At 65.7% G+C, this 17,535-nt stretch carries 11 protein-coding genes; 4 read left to right on the top strand and 7 right to left on the bottom strand.

The genetic code is table 11. The features are described 5' to 3' along the window. Window positions 1-24: 24 nt before the first annotated feature. Window positions 25-1,035, top strand: a complete 1,011-nt coding sequence (locus EJC49_RS08375; protein ID WP_126699190.1) for an amidohydrolase family protein — start codon at window positions 25-27, stop codon at window positions 1,033-1,035. Window positions 1,036-1,128: 93 nt separating this feature from the next. Here the strand turns inward: EJC49_RS08375 and EJC49_RS08370 are convergent, their stop codons facing one another. The 3 genes from EJC49_RS08370 to EJC49_RS08360 form a co-directional block, all read right to left on the bottom strand. Beyond that, on the bottom strand, window positions 1,129-1,764 hold the full coding sequence (locus tag EJC49_RS08370) for a tetratricopeptide repeat protein (RefSeq protein WP_170314656.1): 636 nt from the start codon (window positions 1,762-1,764) through the stop codon (window positions 1,129-1,131). Between the two features lie 102 nt (window positions 1,765-1,866). After that, window positions 1,867-4,221, bottom strand: coding sequence for a glycosyltransferase family 2 protein (locus EJC49_RS08365; RefSeq protein WP_170314655.1), 2,355 nt, complete (start codon window positions 4,219-4,221; stop codon window positions 1,867-1,869). Window positions 4,222-4,346: 125 nt separating this feature from the next. After that, complete coding sequence (locus tag EJC49_RS08360; RefSeq protein WP_126699184.1) at window positions 4,347-8,966, bottom strand: autotransporter domain-containing protein; 4,620 nt, start codon at window positions 8,964-8,966, stop codon at window positions 4,347-4,349. 320 nt (window positions 8,967-9,286) lie between these two features. On the opposite strand from EJC49_RS08360, the gene EJC49_RS08355 reads away from it, so the two are divergent. Continuing rightward, a complete protein-coding gene (locus EJC49_RS08355; protein ID WP_126699182.1) occupies window positions 9,287-10,306 on the top strand; it encodes a class I SAM-dependent DNA methyltransferase in 1,020 nt (339 codons plus the stop codon). A gap of 124 nt (window positions 10,307-10,430) precedes the next feature. On the opposite strand, the gene EJC49_RS08350 is transcribed toward EJC49_RS08355, so the two are convergent. After that, window positions 10,431-11,555: a hypothetical protein gene (locus EJC49_RS08350; RefSeq protein ID WP_126699180.1), complete on the bottom strand. Its 1,125-nt coding sequence runs from the start codon at window positions 11,553-11,555 to the stop codon at window positions 10,431-10,433. A 356-nt stretch (window positions 11,556-11,911) separates the two neighbouring features. On the opposite strand from EJC49_RS08350, the gene EJC49_RS08345 reads away from it, so the two are divergent. Next, a complete protein-coding gene (locus EJC49_RS08345; RefSeq protein WP_126699178.1) occupies window positions 11,912-14,446 on the top strand; it encodes a ligase-associated DNA damage response DEXH box helicase in 2,535 nt (844 codons plus the stop codon). Window positions 14,447-14,459: 13 nt separating this feature from the next. Continuing rightward, window positions 14,460-15,167, top strand: a complete 708-nt coding sequence (gene pdeM, locus EJC49_RS08340) for a ligase-associated DNA damage response endonuclease PdeM (RefSeq protein WP_126699176.1) — start codon at window positions 14,460-14,462, stop codon at window positions 15,165-15,167. A gap of 3 nt (window positions 15,168-15,170) precedes the next feature. Here the strand turns inward: pdeM and EJC49_RS08335 are convergent, their stop codons facing one another. The 3 genes from EJC49_RS08335 to EJC49_RS08325 are packed head-to-tail and all read right to left on the bottom strand — an operon-like array spanning window position 15,171 to window position 17,427. Then, a complete protein-coding gene (locus EJC49_RS08335) occupies window positions 15,171-15,644 on the bottom strand; it encodes a DUF3429 domain-containing protein (RefSeq protein WP_126699174.1) in 474 nt (157 codons plus the stop codon). 1 nt (window position 15,645) lies between these two features. Next, window positions 15,646-16,500, bottom strand: coding sequence for a TIGR02186 family protein (locus EJC49_RS08330; protein WP_126699172.1), 855 nt, complete (start codon window positions 16,498-16,500; stop codon window positions 15,646-15,648). A gap of 3 nt (window positions 16,501-16,503) precedes the next feature. Further along, window positions 16,504-17,427: a sulfite exporter TauE/SafE family protein gene (locus tag EJC49_RS08325; protein ID WP_126699170.1), complete on the bottom strand. Its 924-nt coding sequence runs from the start codon at window positions 17,425-17,427 to the stop codon at window positions 16,504-16,506. Between the last annotated feature and the right edge of the window lie 108 nt (window positions 17,428-17,535).

The raw sequence follows: 17,535 nt of genomic DNA, 5'->3' as shown, positions 1-17,535 counted from the left end.
GGCTTTGGGATCGGATACGCCCGCATGGACCTCTCGCGCTGCACCGACATGCATGCCCATTTCTACGGCGGCGGGCTGGCCGAAATGCTGGCGCGGCGCGCTTCGAGGCCCTGCCTTCGCGAGACCATCGACGGCCCGGTCATGCTCGCCATGAATGGCGAGTTTCCGTTCACGCCATCCCATCATGACCATACCATCGGCCTGGCGAAAATGGCGGCGCAGGGGGTGACGCGGCGCATGCTGACCTTTCCCGGCGCGCTGTGCGCGGACGTCCTGCCCCTTGCCGAATCGCTGCCCGCCATCCGCGCCTTCAACGACCACATGGCGGAGTTGCGAGCGCGGACCGGTGGGCGGCTGACGGCGCTGGCCGGATTGCCGCTCGCCGACATGGAGGAAGCGGCGCTCGAGTTGGTCCGCGTTCGTCGCGAATTGAGGCTGCCTGGCGCGATCCTGCCGTCGAACTATTTCAACACGATCGCCCAAGCCCGTGCGCTCGAGCCAGTGCTGAGAGCGGCCAACGAGACCGGCGCGCTCCTGATGCTGCATCCGGGCCTCATGGTTGGCGAGGACGCGCCGGCGCTTGCGGCCGACCATCCGCAGTACCGCACCTCTGCCGTGGCGCTGCAGGCGCAGGCCTCACAGGTCGTCCTGACGCTGATCCTGTCGGATCTGCTCGACGCGTTTCCCGACATCGCCTTTCAGGCGATCAATCTCGGCGGGACGATCCCCTTCATCGTCGAACGCATGGAAAGCATCGGTCGCCATCGCAATGCCGACCAGCCGTTCCCGGCCGAACGGCTGAAGCGGATCTGGTACGACGCCGCCTCGCTGGGGCCGCGCGCTCTGGAGGCGGCAGTCAAGCTCTACGGCGCCGATCGGATCATGGCCGGATCGGATTACCCGATCTTCCACGACAGTCCGCTCGATGCGATCCGGGAGGCGGCGATCTCCGACAGCGACAAGGAGAAGGTCGCCTGGCGCACGGCCGAGGCCCTGCTCGATCGGCAGGACGCGTTTCCAGGCATCGGAGGGTGAGGGGCCCCTGTCCGCGCAGACCCAGGAGACAGGTCTATGTGCATGGTCCCCTGTCGCGGCGGCCGCAAGGGCTTCGGTCGTATCGGGACGAATCTAGCCGGCGATCTGGGCCAGCCGCTTGGCGGCCAGCTGGTTGCCCGCAGCGGCGGCCGTCTGCAGCAGCGTCTTCGCGCGCTGGGGCTCCTTGTCCATGATCAGGTTGGCAAGGGCGAACTGGGCGTAGGAGATGTCCTGCGCGGCTGATTTCTCCAGGTAGGCGCGGGCCTTCGTCAGATCCTGCGGCACGCCGGTGCCGGTGGCGTACATGTCGCCGAGCCGGTACTGCGCCCAGGAAATGTTCTGGTCCGCAGCCTTGCCGAGGAGGGCTGTGCCGCGGGGCACGTCCTGCGGCACGCCGTTTCCATCGAGATACAGCACGCCGAGCTGATACTGCGCCCAGCCATTGCCCTGCTCGGCGGCCGTGCTGAACGCCTGCGCGGCTGCCGGAACGTCCTTGGCGACGCCTTTTCCCTCGAGAAGCATGGTGCCGTATTTGTAATGACCCCAGTGGCTGCCCATGTCGGCGGCTCGCTTGTAATAGCGCGCCGCAAGCACCTCATTCTTGGCGCCACCCTGTTTCAACAGCGTGTCGCCGGCCTGGAACGCCTGGCGAGCGGCAAGGCTGCTGTCGTCGTCCATCTTGGTCGCCGCATCGATGGTGCAGGCCGTGAGCACGCTCAGCAGCAGCACGTCGATTATGCGTATCCGTCTCCGTTTCATCGTATCGTCATCCTGTATGCCGGCCCGGTGACGGTCATGATCGCGTCTCGTAGCATCTGTCCGGTGCTCCGCCTAGGGCCTGGGGGCTTCTGGGTCGACGCTCGGCGCGTCCACGGTGGTGCCTTCCTGCGGGGCGGGATCGCCAAGGCGGGAACCGTTGAAAGCAACGCCGTCAACCACCGGATGGGCAGGCGGCGTCATGGTCATCGGCAGTCGATGAACGGGAGCAGCCGATGTGGATGCAGCCGGCGCAGGTGATTCCGGAGCGGCCGGGATTCGCGATCCCGATGGCGCCGGTGTCAGCAGGATCAGCGCGGCTGCCAGCCCGGGCACGGTCACGTAGCGGTTGCCCATGGGCGGGAGGAACGGAACGCTGAGCCTGGACAGGCGGGTGAGAGCGTCCGTGCAGGCAAGCGCCATGCGCCGCAATGCGGGAAACATGTCGCCGATGCTGTCGAGAATGCCGACGAAACGGATCAGCCCGTAGCTGTAGAGCAGGATGTTCACGATCGGAATCACCGCTCCCGAATACTCCCCGTACATCACCGCCCTGGTCGCATAGGCGAGCATGAGCATCAGGACGCCGAGGTTGAACAGGAGCGCATAGGGTGGAACGTAGGTCCGGCTGGATACCTTGGGGGTTCGGTTGAAGCTGCCTTTCCGCCCCGTTACCATCTGGACGATGGACGCCAGGATGCCGGCGAAGTTGACAGGCAGAAGCATCAGGTTGAGCGCGCAGACGCCGAACAGGTCGCGCGCCCGGTAGCCCAGGCGCCTCAGATCGAGCATGTAGAGCGCGAAATAGGGGAGCATGATCACCGGCGTCCACAGGATGCCGCTGGCCTCCGCTCCGGCCCAGATCATCAGCATGAACACGGCAACGTTGCCGATCACGGGCGACAGCAGATAGTGCGTGCGCAGTACGAGTTCCGGAAAGCGGTTCATGCGCTCCGGGGATCGCATGTATTCGCGCAACAATTCCGGCAGGATGATCAGGCCACCATTGGCCCAGCGCTTGCGCTGGATGGCGAGCGCGCCGAAATCCGCCGGCGTGGCGCTGTAGGCGAGAGGAACGAAATGATTCTGCACGCGCCAGCCGCGTTGCAGCAGGTCGATTGTCGAGCCGGTATCCTCGATGACGGTCTTGTCCTGGATGAAGACCTTGACCGGCTTTCCGGCTTCGACCTGGGTCTTGGCGATGGCCTCGAGGGCCGAGAAGCGGATCAACGCATTCGCGCCGACCCAATAGGCCGCGTCGAACCAGCTGGAACCCTGGTGGACCAGATACTGGATGTCGGTCGTGGCTCCCGCGATGCGTTCCACCGGGGAATCGCCGTTCGGGAAGGTCAGGTAGGGCGTCTGCGCCACCCCCGCGGTCGGATCGCTCTCGAGCACTTCGACCAGCGTGGCGACGTAGCGGTTGAGGATCACGCTGTCAGCGTCGAGCGTCAGGACGTAGTCGGGCCGCGGGATGTCCATGTCGACGTTGGATCCGTTCGCCGGCTCCAGGCCGGTGACCCCGTTTCGGTGAACCCTCACGTACCGACCGCCCATCAGACCGATATAGGCGTTCAGGTTCATCGCCTTGTTGGGGGCATGCGAAAGGTTGTCGAACGTCTTGCGCTGGAAGTGGCCGATGTCGTCACACAGGAGAACCGCCAGGCGGGCATGTTCGGTATCCGCCTCCGCCCATGTCAGGTCCGCCGACGCCAGCCGGTCGCCGCGGCTCCGGTAACGCGCGGCTGCGTCGCGGACGATCTTCTCGATGACGAACCCATCGACGTGGCTGAATTCTTCCGAGGACTCGGCATCCAGGCGCGCCGCAAGCGAATTCAGCCAGTTCACCAGATCACGGTAAGCCTCGACCAGATGCCGCGACTCGGCGGCCGGGTCGAACGGCTGGGTGGACTTGCGCGTTTGCCAGGCCGCGTTTGCAGCGCGCAGGCGATCCGCCTGGTCTTTCAGCCAGCCTGCCGTCTCCTCGATCGTGGAGAGCGTGGCCTTCAACGCCTTCTGGTCGGCCGGTGAATCATCGACGAGGACGACGATCCGTCGATTGGCGTATTCGGCGAGCGCGGCCGAGACGATCGTGCCGATCAGAACCCGACGCTCTTCGCGATAGGTCGGTATCAGGATCGAGACCGATGGCGCGTTCGCTGGTTCCCGCCAGGGCACGTCCACGTCCAGGAGGCCGGCAAGCTCCTCCCGGCGCCGCGATGCGCCGAAGCGGTTCAACTGATAGGCGAGGCTGCAATAAAGCAGCGCGCTCAGCATGGCATAGTAGAAGACGATGTCGGACCCGGTCATGCCCAGGGTGCCGAAATGGAAGGCCGCAAACCCGGCGAACATGGCGATCGAGCTGGCGATCGCCACCTTGATGCCGGTCGACCCGATGGTGCGGCGCTGTTCCGCTACCCAAGACCGCAAGGCTTGGCGGAGTTTCTCCTTCGCCGTCCTGATCCGGCCGAAAGCACGCCCGACGGCGGTGGGTACCGCTACCGTGCCGCCAGGGTCAACTTCAGTACCTATCGTCATGAGATGGTGCCTGCCGATCAGAAGTTGACGCTGAATTTGGCGCCGCCCGAATTGATCGTGGTGTGTTCGCCAAAGGCCCCTTCGTAGAAAATCTGCAGGGTTCCGACGTCTCCCCTGAGGAGATCGACGCCGGTCGACACGGTCCAGAGAACGTCTTCGGACGATGACGTCACGGTAAACGGCGCTGCCGCATTGCCATCGGCGGTGAAGCTGCCGGTCAGCGAATACTCGTTGCCCGAATAGACGCTTGCGCCGCCACGCAGGTAGGGTCGCAGCAGCATGTCCTCCCCAACCGAGACCTGGCCGCCGATCTCGATGGCGGGCATCAGCGCCAGAACGGTGTTTTCGACCGCGCCGACGCTCAACGAGGCAACGCCGCCCGTCTCGGTGAAGGCGCCGGTCCTGACATAGGTCGCCGACGCATCGACCATCGGGCGCAGGTAGAAGGCACCCTGTTCCATGGTGTAGGCCGCGCGCAGGCGACCGCTCACGGTCGTCACGTCGGTCTCGCCGGACAGCAGGTCGGTGAAGTTGCCGATGTCGATCGGCCGCAGCGTGTCGTAGTTGCCGCGAGACGCGGCGACGGAGGCCGCAAACAGATAGGGGCCGGGCGCGTACTTCGCCACCGCGCCGACGGTGAAGCTGCTGCCCTCGCTCGACGAGCCATTGTTGCCGTCCTGTTCGGACGCCTGGAACCCGACCGATCCGCCCAGACGCCAGGCCGTGTCCGGGACCGCCACCTGCACGCCGCCCATCATCTCCACCGAACGGCTGTTGAAGCCCGAATTATCGCCATTCGCGGCGAGATCGTAGGCGCTGTAGACCGCACGGCCCCAGGCGCATTCGCCCTCGGCGCCGAAGGCGTTCTCACCGCTGGCCATGCGGCAGCTGAGCATGCTGTTCGAGAAGGTTGCGATCGAATCCACCGATCCGATCTGGTCGGCGACGTAGGTGTTCGGCGACAACTGTTCGAAAGCGTCCTCGGCTTCCTCCGGCGTCTGCAGGTTGAGCAGCGCGACCGCGATCGGCTCCAGTGCGCCGTTGCCCTGGATGCTGGTCTGGATGGCGTTGCCGATCGAGCTCGCATTCTCGCTCATGCCGGCCGGGCTGAAGTCGAAGCCATGGATCGACAGTTCGACGTCGTTACCGTTGTTGACCGTGGCAATGTCGGCGAGCACGAACGGGTTCAGAAGCGTCAGCGACTGCGAGGTGACGCCTTCGCCGGTCGTGACGATGGTGTATGAGCCCGGCGTGCCAGTCGCGCTGACGAAGTTCAGGCGCAGGTTTCCATCGAGCGCGGCCGTGTTGGTCACGTTCAAGCGGTCGGTCGTCGCGTTCTCGATGTCGACGTCGAACAACAGTGTGCCGGTCGCCTCGTTGACCAGGATGCCGGTCAGCGTCGTGGTCTGGACAACGCCTTCCCCGCCCGGCGAAAGCGTGCCGTGGTTGGAGAGAGTGCTGTCGGCACCGATGTTCACCGTGCTGCCCATGTTGAACAGGGCGCCCGCGAAATTGTTGAACGGATTGCTCCACGGGCCAAGCAGGACGTTGCCGGCAATGGTGCCGTAGTTGTCGACGGTGGTGTCGTTCTGGGCCGAAACGATCGCCCATTCGTCGATGCCGCCGGCGTTGGAGATGGAGCCGCGGTTCGTCAGCTGGATGCCGAGACCTTCGACGAAGCGAACGCCGGCATTGCCGGCCCCGCCGATGACCGAAGCGTCCGCGCCGACCGTCACCGTCATTTCGCGTTCGCTCGCCAGGCGGATGCCGTCGAGCGCGCCCGAAACGGTTCCGCCGCTCACGGAGACGTCGATCGTCGCCTGTGCGACCGACGTGGCTGTGATGCCGTTGCCGCTGGTGGAGGTGATGCTGCCCCGATGGTCGATGTCGATCAGCGTGTTGCCATTGGTCAGGACGTAGATGCCGTGGTTGACGGAGGTGATGTCGCCGGTCGTGTCGATGTCGGCATCGCCGGCCTCCGCATTGACGAAGACGCCGTAGCCGCCGGAGTCGATGTCGCCGAGCTGTGTCACCTTCACGAGGCTGCTGGACAGCGTCGTGGCTCGGATGCCGTCGCTGCCCGACCAGATGGCGCCCTTGTTGTCGATGGTGACGGACCCCGCGTCCGAATGGCCGTGGATGCCGTAGCCATTGGCGTCGATGTAGCCTTCGTTGGTGACCGTTGCCGCCTCGTAGCCGAGCGTCAGCGCGTAGATGCCGTCGCCACCCGCGTCGATGTTGCCCTTGTTGCTCACCGAGACGATGCCGGCGGTCGACGTTGCGCGAATGCCGCTGCCGCCTGCGTCGATGTCGCCGACCTGCGTGACGCCCACCGTGCCGTAGCCGAGGTTGAGCGCGTAGATGCCGTGGTCACCGGATACGATCTCGCCGGTGGAACCGATGGTCACGGCGCCGGTGGCCGAGTATCCGTAGATGCCATAACCGGTGCCCGCGCCGATGTCGCCGAGGCTGGTTACGGAGACGTCCTGGCCGCCGGTCGAGCGCGCGAAGATGCCGTCATCGCCAGCGTCGATGTCGCCGGTGCTGGTCACCGTCACGGTGCCGGTCGCAGAAAAGGCATAGATGCCGTCGCCATCGGTCCCTGCGACGAGGTTACCGATGCTTGTAATCGACACGATGTTGCCGCCGAGGCTCTCGGCGAAGACGGCATCCGAGCCGGAGGTCACGGCGCCGCTGGTGACGATGGTGACGGCTTGCGTTGCCGACTGGGCATGAATGCCGCGGTTGCCGGCGTCGATGTTGCCGGTGCTGTTCACCGTGACGACGTTGTCGCCGAGATTGGCTGCGTAGATGCCATAACCGCCGGCCGACAGGTTGCCGATCGAGTCGACGTCGACGACGCCCTGCGAGGAGGCGGCGAAGATCGCGCTGCCGCCGGCCGTGATGTCGCCGATGGTGTCGACCTTCACGAGGTCGTTGTCCTTGCTCTCGGCATAGATGCCATCGGCGCCCGCATCGATGTCGCCGCGCATGGTCACCGTCACGGTGCCCTGCGCCGACAGGGCCGTGATGCCGCCGTCACCGGAGACGATGTCGCCGGTGACGTTGACAGTGGCGGCGTTGCCGCTCTTGGTCTCCACGTAGAAGGCGGTCATCCCGGAGCGGAACATGTCGCCCGTCGCCGTGACCGACACCGCGCCGTGAGGAGAGTACGCATAGATGGCGTGGCCGGTGCCAGCGTCGATGCCGCCGGTCTGGCTGACGGTGACGTTCCCCCCTCCGGTGTTGGCGGCCCAGATGCCGTGGTCCCAGGCGGCGATCTCGCCGCTGCTCGTCACCAGAACGGTGCCCGTGTTCGCCTCGGCCAGGATGCCGATCCAGCTCTGCGCGATGGTGCCGTTGAATTCGACGGTGACGTCATCGTCGACGGCAGTGCCCTTGGTCTGGGCGAAGATGCCATAGCCGGATGCGGTGAGAATGCTGTTGTTGACGGTGACGTCGACCTGGCCGCCTGCGGTGTAGGCGTAGACGCCATTGCCGGCATTGGAGGTGAGGTCACCGGTGTGGGTGACCGAAACATCCTCGGCCGTCCCATCGGTGCTCACATTCATGGCGAAGATCGAATCGCCTGACGAAACGATGTCGCCCGCCGAGAGGACCGTGACGGCGCCGTTGGCCGCATAGGCGTAGATGCCTTTGCCGATCTCCGACGTGATATTGCCGGTCCAGGTTACCGACGTGGAGTGGGCGACACCGGTCGACTGCGCGAAGATGCCGTCACCGTACGACTGGATGGTGCCGGAGCCGCTCAGGCTTGCACCGGCCGTCGGCGCGTCGAGGAAAATGCCGCGGCCTTCCGTCGAGGTGACGTTGCCGGTGTGTGTGGCGGTCACGTCGGAACCGGTCGACAGGAGCTGGATGCCGTCGCCGACGGACGAGATGTTCCCCGCACTCGTGAGCGTCACGCTTCCGAAGGCCGCATCCGCATGGATGCCACGATCCCCGGCAATGACGTTTCCGGTCTGCGTGACCGTGACACTGCCGCTCTCGGAAGTGTTGACGGCGCTGATGCCATCGCCGGACGCATTGATGGAGCCCTCGTTGACGACGACGAGGGGTGTGCTCGACGTTACGGCCGAGATGCCCGCACCTTCGGTGACGAGGATGTCGCCCGTGTGGCTGATTTCGGTCGTCGTGCCCGCGTCGTCGTTGTTGACGACGATGCCGCCCAGCGAAGCCTCGATGTCGCCATCGACCGTCACGCTCGTTCCGGCGAGCGAGATCGTGCGAACGCCATAGCCCCCGACCGACCTGATGTCGCCCGTGTGTTCTATGGTGATGGAGCCATTCCAGCTGTCGGCATGAATGCCATCGGCATCGGTGGCAAGGATCTGGTAGGCGCCCGTATCACTGACGATCGCGATGACTCCCGACGATTGGAAGTCGATGCCGCTGACGCCCTCCGCAGGTGCGATCATGGCCGTCACGCCGTTGATCTCGAGCCGCTCGATCGGATCGGCCACGATGACGCCCGCGCCGAGGTCGCCGGTGCAGGTCAGGGTGGTCCCGTCGGCAAGGCAGGCTGCCTCCGCCGGAGCCGGCATGCCGAGGGCGAGAAAAACGGTTCCAAGGGCGGCCCCGCTCAACAGCGCACGCGTCGTCCGCCTCTGATCCACTCTACCTTCCGACGGACGAAAGAGAGTGGACCCGACTGTCATGTCGATCATGTGGTTCGTTGCCCCTAAACCCATTCCGGTACGCGCAGAATCACGCTGACCAGTTGTTATCATTTGACATATCCGTGCTGATGACAGGCCGATAGCGGGCGCCGGCTTCCGCAAGGGAATAAAATCGCTTGTGGCTGGTCTGCAACTATTGGTTTGTGTGCATCCGAATTGGGAACGTCGTGATCGCGTCACGCGGTCCCTTGCAACCCGGGCCGTGTTGATGGATAAGCCGCCGCCCGCCCGTTTTTCGCGGGCTGTGGATAACTCTCATGGCATCGATACAATTGTCCTCGGGCGACCTGACGGCGGATCGGCGTGCCGACTATGCCGAAATGGTGTTTGCGGATGGTGCGATGGCCGCGGCCGCCGACCTCCTGGCGGATACGCTCGGCCTCGTGCCGACCTGGGCGGCCGGTTGGTTTCGATTGGGCGAGATGCGCGAGGCGGCCGGCGAGCGGGCGGCGGCGGCCGATGCCTTTGCCGAGGCGCTGCGGCTCGATCCGGCCGACCGGCTTGGCGCCAGCCTGAAACTCGGACTGCTGGGCGCTGCCCACGCCATCGACGCGCCCCCCAGCGCTTTCGTCGAGACCTTGTTCGACCAGTATGCCGACCGGTTCGACAAGTCGCTGGTGGAGCGTCTTGCCTATCGCGTCCCGGACCTCATCGCCGAGGCGCTCGAAGCGGCTGGCGCACGCGCCTTCGCCCACGTGGTCGACCTTGGCTGCGGCACCGGCCTGATGGGGGAGCGGCTGCGCCACGCGGCAAGCTTTCTCGACGGTATCGACATTTCGGCCGGCATGCTGAAGAAGGCCGAAGGCAAGCGGATCTACGATCGGCTTTCGCGCCAGGATCTGCAGACCTTCGATCCGGAGGCCTTTGGAAAGGCGTTGCAGGGCGGCGCGCCGGGCGCGGCGCGCGCCGACCTCGTGGTGGCGGCCGACGTTTTTCTGTACGTGGGGGCGCTGGAGCGCATCGTCGCCGCCGTCGCCACAATGCTCCCGGAATCCGGCCTGTTCGCCTTCTCGGTCGAGCGACATGATGGTCCCGAGCCGATGGTCCTGCTCGCTTCGCGCCGCTACGCCCATTCCGAAGCCCCCCTGCGCGATCTGCTCGCCGCCGCCGGCTTCACGATCATCTCCCTCCGCGCTCATACGATCCGCATGGATCGCGGCGAGCCGATCGAGGGACTGATCGTGGTGGCGCGGAAGGGCAGGGGGGACGTTCTCTCGACGCCGGTCAGCGAGGATGCGGCATTGCCGGACGAGGGGCTGGCTGCGCTGCCGAACTGACGCACGTTTCTGGACAGCGTGCTCGTCCTTCGTGAGGGACCTCGGCAAGGTCCGACGCGTCGATTTCGCCGCTGCCGCCACATGTCTTGCGTACGGGCTCGTCGGCCCGCCGCGAAAAGCTCGCCTATCGAGCGTCCGGCGCGACTGTTGGCTGCCCGGTCGTGGCGTTGGGCGCCTGACCTGGCAATGGCGAGGCAGCGACCCGCTGCGCGGCAGCCCATTCCGCGAGGATGGTTGCCGCTGCCTGATCCCGCGTCAACCCCTGGCCGCCCAGGGCGATCGATCGATCGATCGTCTCGATCAAGCTGCGGGATGCATTGATGACGAGGGTGGTGACCTCTGCCATGATAGGCGGCGAAGCCGGGGACGAGCATCCTTCGATCGCCGATGAAAGCGCGTTGCGCGCGCCCTCTACAGACAGCGACCAGGTCGACCGTCCGAGTTGAATGTAGATCGGATATTGCAGGTCCAGGATCGCTCTTCCGGCATCAGCGCTCAGATCGATCTCGAGGTCACCCTCCTCTGTTCTTTCATAACGAGAATAAAATGACCGCAAACCGGTCGTGAGATACGCCAACTGGTTTTCGCGCGGCGCGACCTGCCCCATTATCAGGACGCGGGGGCGATCCTCGCGGCAATAGAAGATGAAGGCGTTGCGAGTGGCCGTGATGCCGCTGGCATCGGCGACGGAGAAGCCGGGCACCTTGAACTCTCCCGTCCACCAAGGCCCCTGGAGTTCGGTTTTCTCCGTCAGGTGATCTTCTCGCGTGGCGGGCGTTTTGAACGCGAATTGTCCAGCCACTTCATAGCTCGTCCCGTTCCAGCGATGGACCTTCGAACCCCAGGACAGCAGATCGCGCCAGCCGCCCGACCCGTCATTGCGATAGGCGATCAGAGATTCCCTGATGGGCCCTGCCGTGAGCATGCGAAAGTCTGGATCCGATACACCATGCAGGAGGCAGTTTGCCTGGTCGCAGTAGACTTCGGACATCAGCTTCCAGACATATTCATATGCACCGTCGCCGTTCAGATCGATCTCTGTGACGAACAGGTTGTAGCCATTGGGATGGGATTTGATTGCTTCGACATCCAGCGTGTCGCCAACCAGCTTCTCGAGCATGATGTCCTTGGTCGCATCGAGTGCGCTCGATTGCGTCATGTCATGCCACCCCTCCCGATCGGCGGACAGTGCTGGAGTGGCGGTCAGACAGGCGAGCGACAGAGCTGCAACAAAAGCGCGAACGTGCATCGAAAATTCTCCTTCGACGAACTCCCATAGCGCCGCCGATCGGAGAGCGTAAAGAAGCAAGGCAGAACAGCGACGAGACTGGTTAATGCGGCGAGGTCCGCGCGAGATCATGGAACCCGACGGACCCGTCCCGGCAGCCGGCGGGAAGGACCACACCGGGGCTTTCGAGGTCGTGAGGCCGGTTTCGCTGACGTCCCCTCCGCCGTGGTTGCCCGTCCGTGCGGGACCTGCTGCGCCTCCGGCCGTGACCTCCGCCAGCCGGTTGGCCGCATCCCAGGCGAGCGTCCGCGCCCCGTCAGAGACCATGTTGCCGTTGGCATCGTAGCTCTTCCCTCCACTCCTGTTCTGCTTTAGTTCTGTCCGTCGTGACAGACCAGCCCGCCTTTTCGCCGGACCCCGCCGGCCCGCGCCTGCCAGAGCCGTTCCTGCGCTGGTTTGCCGAGCGCGGCTGGGCACCGCGCGCGCATCAACTCGATCTGCTCGCGCTGGCGCAAGGCGGTGCCTCGGTGCTGCTGATCGCGCCGACCGGCGCCGGCAAGACGCTCGCGGGGTTCCTTCCGTCGCTGGTCGACCTCGCCCTGCGCGGCAAGCGACGGCCGGGCGAGGCGCAGCGGGGCGTTCACACGCTCTACATCTCGCCGCTGAAAGCTTTGGCGGTCGACATCGAGCGCAATTTGACCAAGCCCGTCGAGGGCATCGGCCTGCCGGTGACGATGGAGACCCGCACCGGTGACACGCCCGCCCACAAGCGCCAGCGCCAGAAGCTGTCGCCGCCCGACATCCTGCTGACGACGCCCGAGCAACTGGCATTGCTGATCGCTTCAAAGGATGCCGCGCGGTTCTTCTCGGGGCTGCGCTACGTCGTGCTCGACGAGCTGCATTCGCTGGTGACCTCGAAGCGCGGACACCTGCTCTCGCTCGGGCTGGCAAGGCTGCGTGCGCTGGTGCCGGGTCTTCAGTCGATCGGCCTGTCGGCCACGGTCGCCGAACCCGACGCGCTGCGCCGCTGGCTGGTGCCCCAGAACCCGCCGGGCGCGATGGCCGACCTGATTACGGTGGCTGGCGGCGCAAAGCCGCAGATCTCGATCCTGGAATCGCGCGAGCGCGTGCCCTGGGCCGGCCATTCGGCGCGCCACGCCATGCCCGAGGTCTACGAGGAGATCCGCAAGCACAAGACGACGCTCCTCTTCGTCAACACGCGAAGCCAGGCCGAACTGCTGTTCCAGGAACTGTGGCGCATCAACGAGGACAACCTGCCGATCGCGTTGCACCACGGCTCGCTCGACGTGGCTCAGCGGCGCCGGGTCGAAAAGGCGATGGAGAGCAATGCGCTCCGGGCCATCGTGGCGACCTCGACGCTCGATCTCGGCATCGACTGGGGCGACGTCGACCTCGTGGTTCACGTCGGCGCGCCGAAGGGAGCAAGCCGTCTCGCCCAGCGCATCGGCCGCTCCAACCACCGCATGGACGAGCCTTCGAAAGCGATCCTCGTGCCGGCCAACCGCTTCGAGGTCATGGAGTGCCGCGCCGCGATCGAGGCCAACTATCTCGGCGCGCAGGACACGCCGCCGCTTCTCGACGGGGCGCTCGACGTGCTGGCCCAGCACGTGCTGGGCTGCGCCTGCGCCGAGCCGTTCGCCGCCGACGCACTCTACGATGAGGTGCGTACGGCCGCACCCTACGCGCTGCTCGATCGCGAGATATTCGACCGGATCGTCCAGTTCGTCGCGACCGGCGGCTACGCGCTCAAGACCTACGAGCGCTATGCCCGCATAAGGCAGACGAAGGAGGGGCTGTGGCGCGTCAGCCATCCGCGGGTTGCGCAGCAGTACAGGCTCAACGTCGGAACCATCATCGAGGCGCCGATGCTCAACGTGCGTTACGTCCGGTCGGGTCGCGGGTCGGCAGGGGGGCGCGGCGGCGCGGTGCTGGGCAAGGTCGAGGAGTATTTCCTCGAGACGCTCGCGCCGGGCGACACCTTCATGTTCTCCGGCCGGGTGTTGCGCTTCGAGGGAATCCGCGAGAGCGAGGCCTTCGTGTCGAACGCGGCCGGAACCGACGCGATGGTGCCCTCCTACGCGGGCGGCAAGTTCCCGCTGTCGACCTATCTCGCCGAGCAGGTGCGGGCGATGCTGGCGGATCCCGCGCGCTGGCAGGCGCTGCCCGACCAGGTATCGGACTGGCTGCGGCTGCAGCGCGACGTGTCGGCCTTGCCGAAACGCGACCAGTTGCTGGTCGAGACCTTCCCGCGCGGGCAGCGCTTCTACATGGTCGCCTATCCATTCGAGGGACGGCTTGCGCATCAGACCCTCGGCATGCTGCTGACACGGCGACTGGAACGGGCCGGGGCGCGGCCGCTCGGCTTCGTGGCGAGCGACTATGCGCTGGCGATCTGGGGTCTGAGCGACATGGGCGCCATGGCGACATCGGGCGCGGCGCCGCTTGCCGCGCTCTTCGACGAGGACATGCTGGGCGACGATCTCGACGCGTGGCTGGCCGAAAGCTGGCTCCTCAAGCGCACCTTCCGCAACTGCGCGGTGATTGCCGGGCTGATCGAGAAGCGGTACCCGGGTCAGGAGAAGACGGGCCGGCAGGTGACGGTCTCGGCCGACCTGATCTACGATGTCCTGCGCAGCCACGAGCCCGACCACATCCTCATGCAGGCGACGCGCGCGGACGCGGCGACCGGGCTGCTCGACGTGGCGCGGCTGTCGGATATGTTGTCGCGGATCAAGGGGCGAATCAGACATAAGGCCCTCGATCGGATTTCCCCGCTCGCCGTTCCGATCATGCTGGAGATCGGCAAGGAGTCGGTGAACGGCGAGACGAGCGACATGCTGCTGGCCGAAGTGGCCGACGAATTGATCGAGGAGGCTGCGGGCCAACGATGACCGGCGAGACGCCATGACCATCGCGACACGCATCGAAGGCGGCGCGGCGTATGTGTCCGTCGCAGGCGAGGCCGCACTTTGCGATCCCGCAGGCGCGCTGTTTCTTCCTGCCCATGGTCTACTCGTGGTCTCGGACCTGCATCTGGAGAAGGGGGCGGCGTTCGCGCGGCGCGGCGTCATGATGCCGCCCTACGATACGGCCGCGACGCTCGACCGGCTGGCTCGCGTGGTCGAGGCTTATGATCCGGCGGCGGTCATCAGCCTCGGCGATTCCTTTCATGACGTCGTCGGGGCCCGCCACATGCCCGAGCCGTTCCGCCAGCGGCTCGGCGCGATCATGAGCGGCCGCGACTGGTTCTGGATCGTGGGCAATCACGATCCCGAGCCTCCCGCCGGGCTGCCCGGCCGCACCGTGAGCGAAATCGCCGTCGGCAACCTGCTGTTCCGGCACGAGCCGGCCGCGCGCGCCTGCGACGGCGAGGTCGCCGGACACCTGCACCCTGGCGCCCGCATCGTCCGTCGGGGGCGCTCGGTGCGCCGGCCCTGCTTCGCGACCGACGGCCGCAGGCTCGTCATGCCGGCCTTCGGGGCGCTCACCGGCGTGCTCAACGTGCGCGATCGCGCCTTTCTGCGGCTCTTCGAATGGAATGCATTCCGGGCCTACATGCTCGGCACTGGAAAGGTCTATCCAGTCGACGGGAAGATGCTGTCACCTGGCTGAGGCTCAGGCGGTCGCGACGAAGGCCAGCATCATGGATGCCGCGACCAGGACGGTGAGCAGGATCCGCAGCCGGCCGTACCAGCGCGGCGCCACCCTGGCGTGGACGGCGAAATTGTCCCAGGCGCCCTGTGCGGCGAAGGCGGCCGCGAACAGGCCGAAGGTGTAGGGCTCTGGCGCGAAGAACGCGCCCCAGCCGACGAGCGGCGGTATGCAGCTTGCCACCAGATCGCGGGGGGTGCCGCCCTTGCCGAAGACCATGCCCAGCCCCCAGCGGATTCCGCCCAGGAAGGACAGGATGATGGCGCAGTAGCTCTTCAGAAGCGCCAGCGTGGCGTCTCTCGCTTCGTGCTCGGCGTCGATCCCCGTCAGCCACAGCACGAGGACGAGGATGGGCACGAAGCCGAACAGCGCAAGGAAGCGGGCCGTGCTTTCGGTGCGCGCCTCCTGCTCGACATGTTTGGCGGATCGCTCGTCCATCTCAGTCGCGCCTGAAGATCACCCGGCCCAGCCAGCCGGTCACGATGGCGAGAAGCACCGAGAGCACGCCGTAGGCGAAGCCATGATTGTTGGCGAAGCGGAACAGCGTCTGTTCGAAACCGGCCTTCTGGATCGCAAGCTGGGCCGAATTCTCCTTCATGAAGATGCCGTTCTTGAACAGGAAGGCGCGCGCCTTGTGCGTTCCGACGGGTACGTTCGGCGCCAGCCTCAGCGAGGCGCGGAAAAGGCTCTGCGTCAAAAAATGCACCCCGCCGATGTTTTCGGAGTACAGGCCGCTGGTGCGCTTGAGGCTGCGAAGCGCGGCCTCGAACTCGGCGATCTTGGCCCGGTCGCCGGTCCGGTCCATCGGGGCGATGTAGATGTTCTCGGTGCCGAGCGCCAACTGGCGGAAGTTGTTCTGGTCGGTGATGTCCTGGAGGGCGCGGGTCGTGGCGACCGAATAGGAGGCCGGCGCGCTGGCAAAGGTTTCGGAATCGGCATTGAGCCAGACGCCGAGGATGCGCTTCTTCTTGCGTACCACCGCGGGACGCATCGGGCCCTCGAGCACCACGATGACATCGTAACGGCCTTGCCGGTAAACCAACGGGTCGGCGTTGTCGAGTGCACCGAAGATCGTCAGGTCGGCGCCGGAAAAATCCGAGGTGATCGAGATGCGATCGGTGGAAAGGCCGATCTGGATGCTTTCCGTGATGGTCGCGGGCGTTTGCTGCGGGGCGGGGGTCCCGGGCGTGGGCGCGGTCGGCGCCGCCGGTCCTGGAACCGGTCCCTGGGCTGCTGCGGCAAGGCTGCCGAAGAGGAAGAGGGTTGCCGCGAGTGCGGTTCGCCGCATCGCCATGGCTCAGAACACCACGAGGGGCGAGAGCGAATAGACGCTCGGCGGCTGGATGAAGAGATCGAGCGCCAGGCGCACGGCCACGGCCAGGACCAGCAGGGCCAGCAGCGCACGCAACTGTTCGCCGCGAAGCTTCTGCCCCGCCTTCGCGCCATATTGCGCGCCGGCCACCCCGCCGACCATCAAGGCGAGCGCCAGCACGACGTCGACGGTGTGGTTCGTGGCCGAGTGGATGATGGTCGTATAGGCCGAGGTGAAGATGATCTGGAACAGCGAGGTGCCGATGACGACGTTGGTCGGAACCTTGAGCAGGTAGATCATGGCGGGAACCATGATGAAGCCGCCGCCGACGCCCATGATCGACGCCAGGAAGCCGATGGCGGCGCCGAGCACCAGCACGGGGATGACGCTGACGAAGAGCTTGGACGCGCGGAAACGCATCTTCAGCGGCAGCTTGTGAATCCAGTTGTGCTGGCCAGGCCTGCGCAGGCCGGTCGTGTCGCCCTTGCGCGCGGCGCGAAGCGCGTTGACGCTTTCGATGAGCATCAGCGCGCCGACCGTGCCGAGCAGGCCGACATAGAGAAGGGAGACGAAGAGATCGAGCTGGCCCAGCTGGCGCAGCAGCTTGAACACCCAGACGCCGAACGAGGAACCGAAAATGCCGCCGACGAGCAGCACAGTCCCGAGCTTGAAGTCGATGGTTCCGCGCTTGAAGTGAGCGAGCGCGCCGGAAAAGGACGAGGCGATGACCTGGTTCGCGCCCGTGGCGACGGCAATTGCGGGGGGGATATTGTAGAAGATCAGCAGGGGCGTGATCAGGAAGCCGCCGCCGACGCCGAACATGCCAGACAGGAACCCGACCGCCGCTCCCATCGCAAGGAGAACGAACAGATTGACCGACATTTCCGCGATGGGAAGATAAATGCCCACCTGTCCAACTCAACTATGTTGCGCACGGCAACGGCCCCGACCCGAACGAGCCTAACACATGGATCATTAAGGGCTTGTTGCGCCCGGAAAATGGCGGAGTCAAACATC

The organism is Aquibium carbonis, assembly GCF_003970795.1.
GTDB lineage: Bacteria > Pseudomonadota > Alphaproteobacteria > Rhizobiales > Rhizobiaceae > Aquibium > Aquibium carbonis.
The sequence above is the reverse complement of the archived record's forward strand: the minus strand, read 5'-3'. Positions and strand labels throughout refer to the sequence as shown.

Excerpts from the sequence above, each read along its gene's own strand:
- EJC49_RS08375 (WP_126699190.1), top strand. The coding sequence starts at position 25 with ATGGACCTCTCGCGCTGCACCGACATGCATGCCCATTTCTACGGCGGC.
- EJC49_RS08355 (WP_126699182.1), top strand. The coding sequence starts at position 9,287 with ATGGCATCGATACAATTGTCCTCGGGCGACCTGACGGCGGATCGGCGT.
- EJC49_RS08350 (WP_126699180.1), bottom strand. The coding sequence starts at position 11,555 with ATGCACGTTCGCGCTTTTGTTGCAGCTCTGTCGCTCGCCTGTCTGACC.
- pdeM (WP_126699176.1), top strand. The coding sequence starts at position 14,460 with ATGACCATCGCGACACGCATCGAAGGCGGCGCGGCGTATGTGTCCGTC.
- EJC49_RS08335 (WP_126699174.1), bottom strand. The coding sequence starts at position 15,644 with ATGGACGAGCGATCCGCCAAACATGTCGAGCAGGAGGCGCGCACCGAA.
- EJC49_RS08330 (WP_126699172.1), bottom strand. The coding sequence starts at position 16,500 with ATGGCGATGCGGCGAACCGCACTCGCGGCAACCCTCTTCCTCTTCGGC.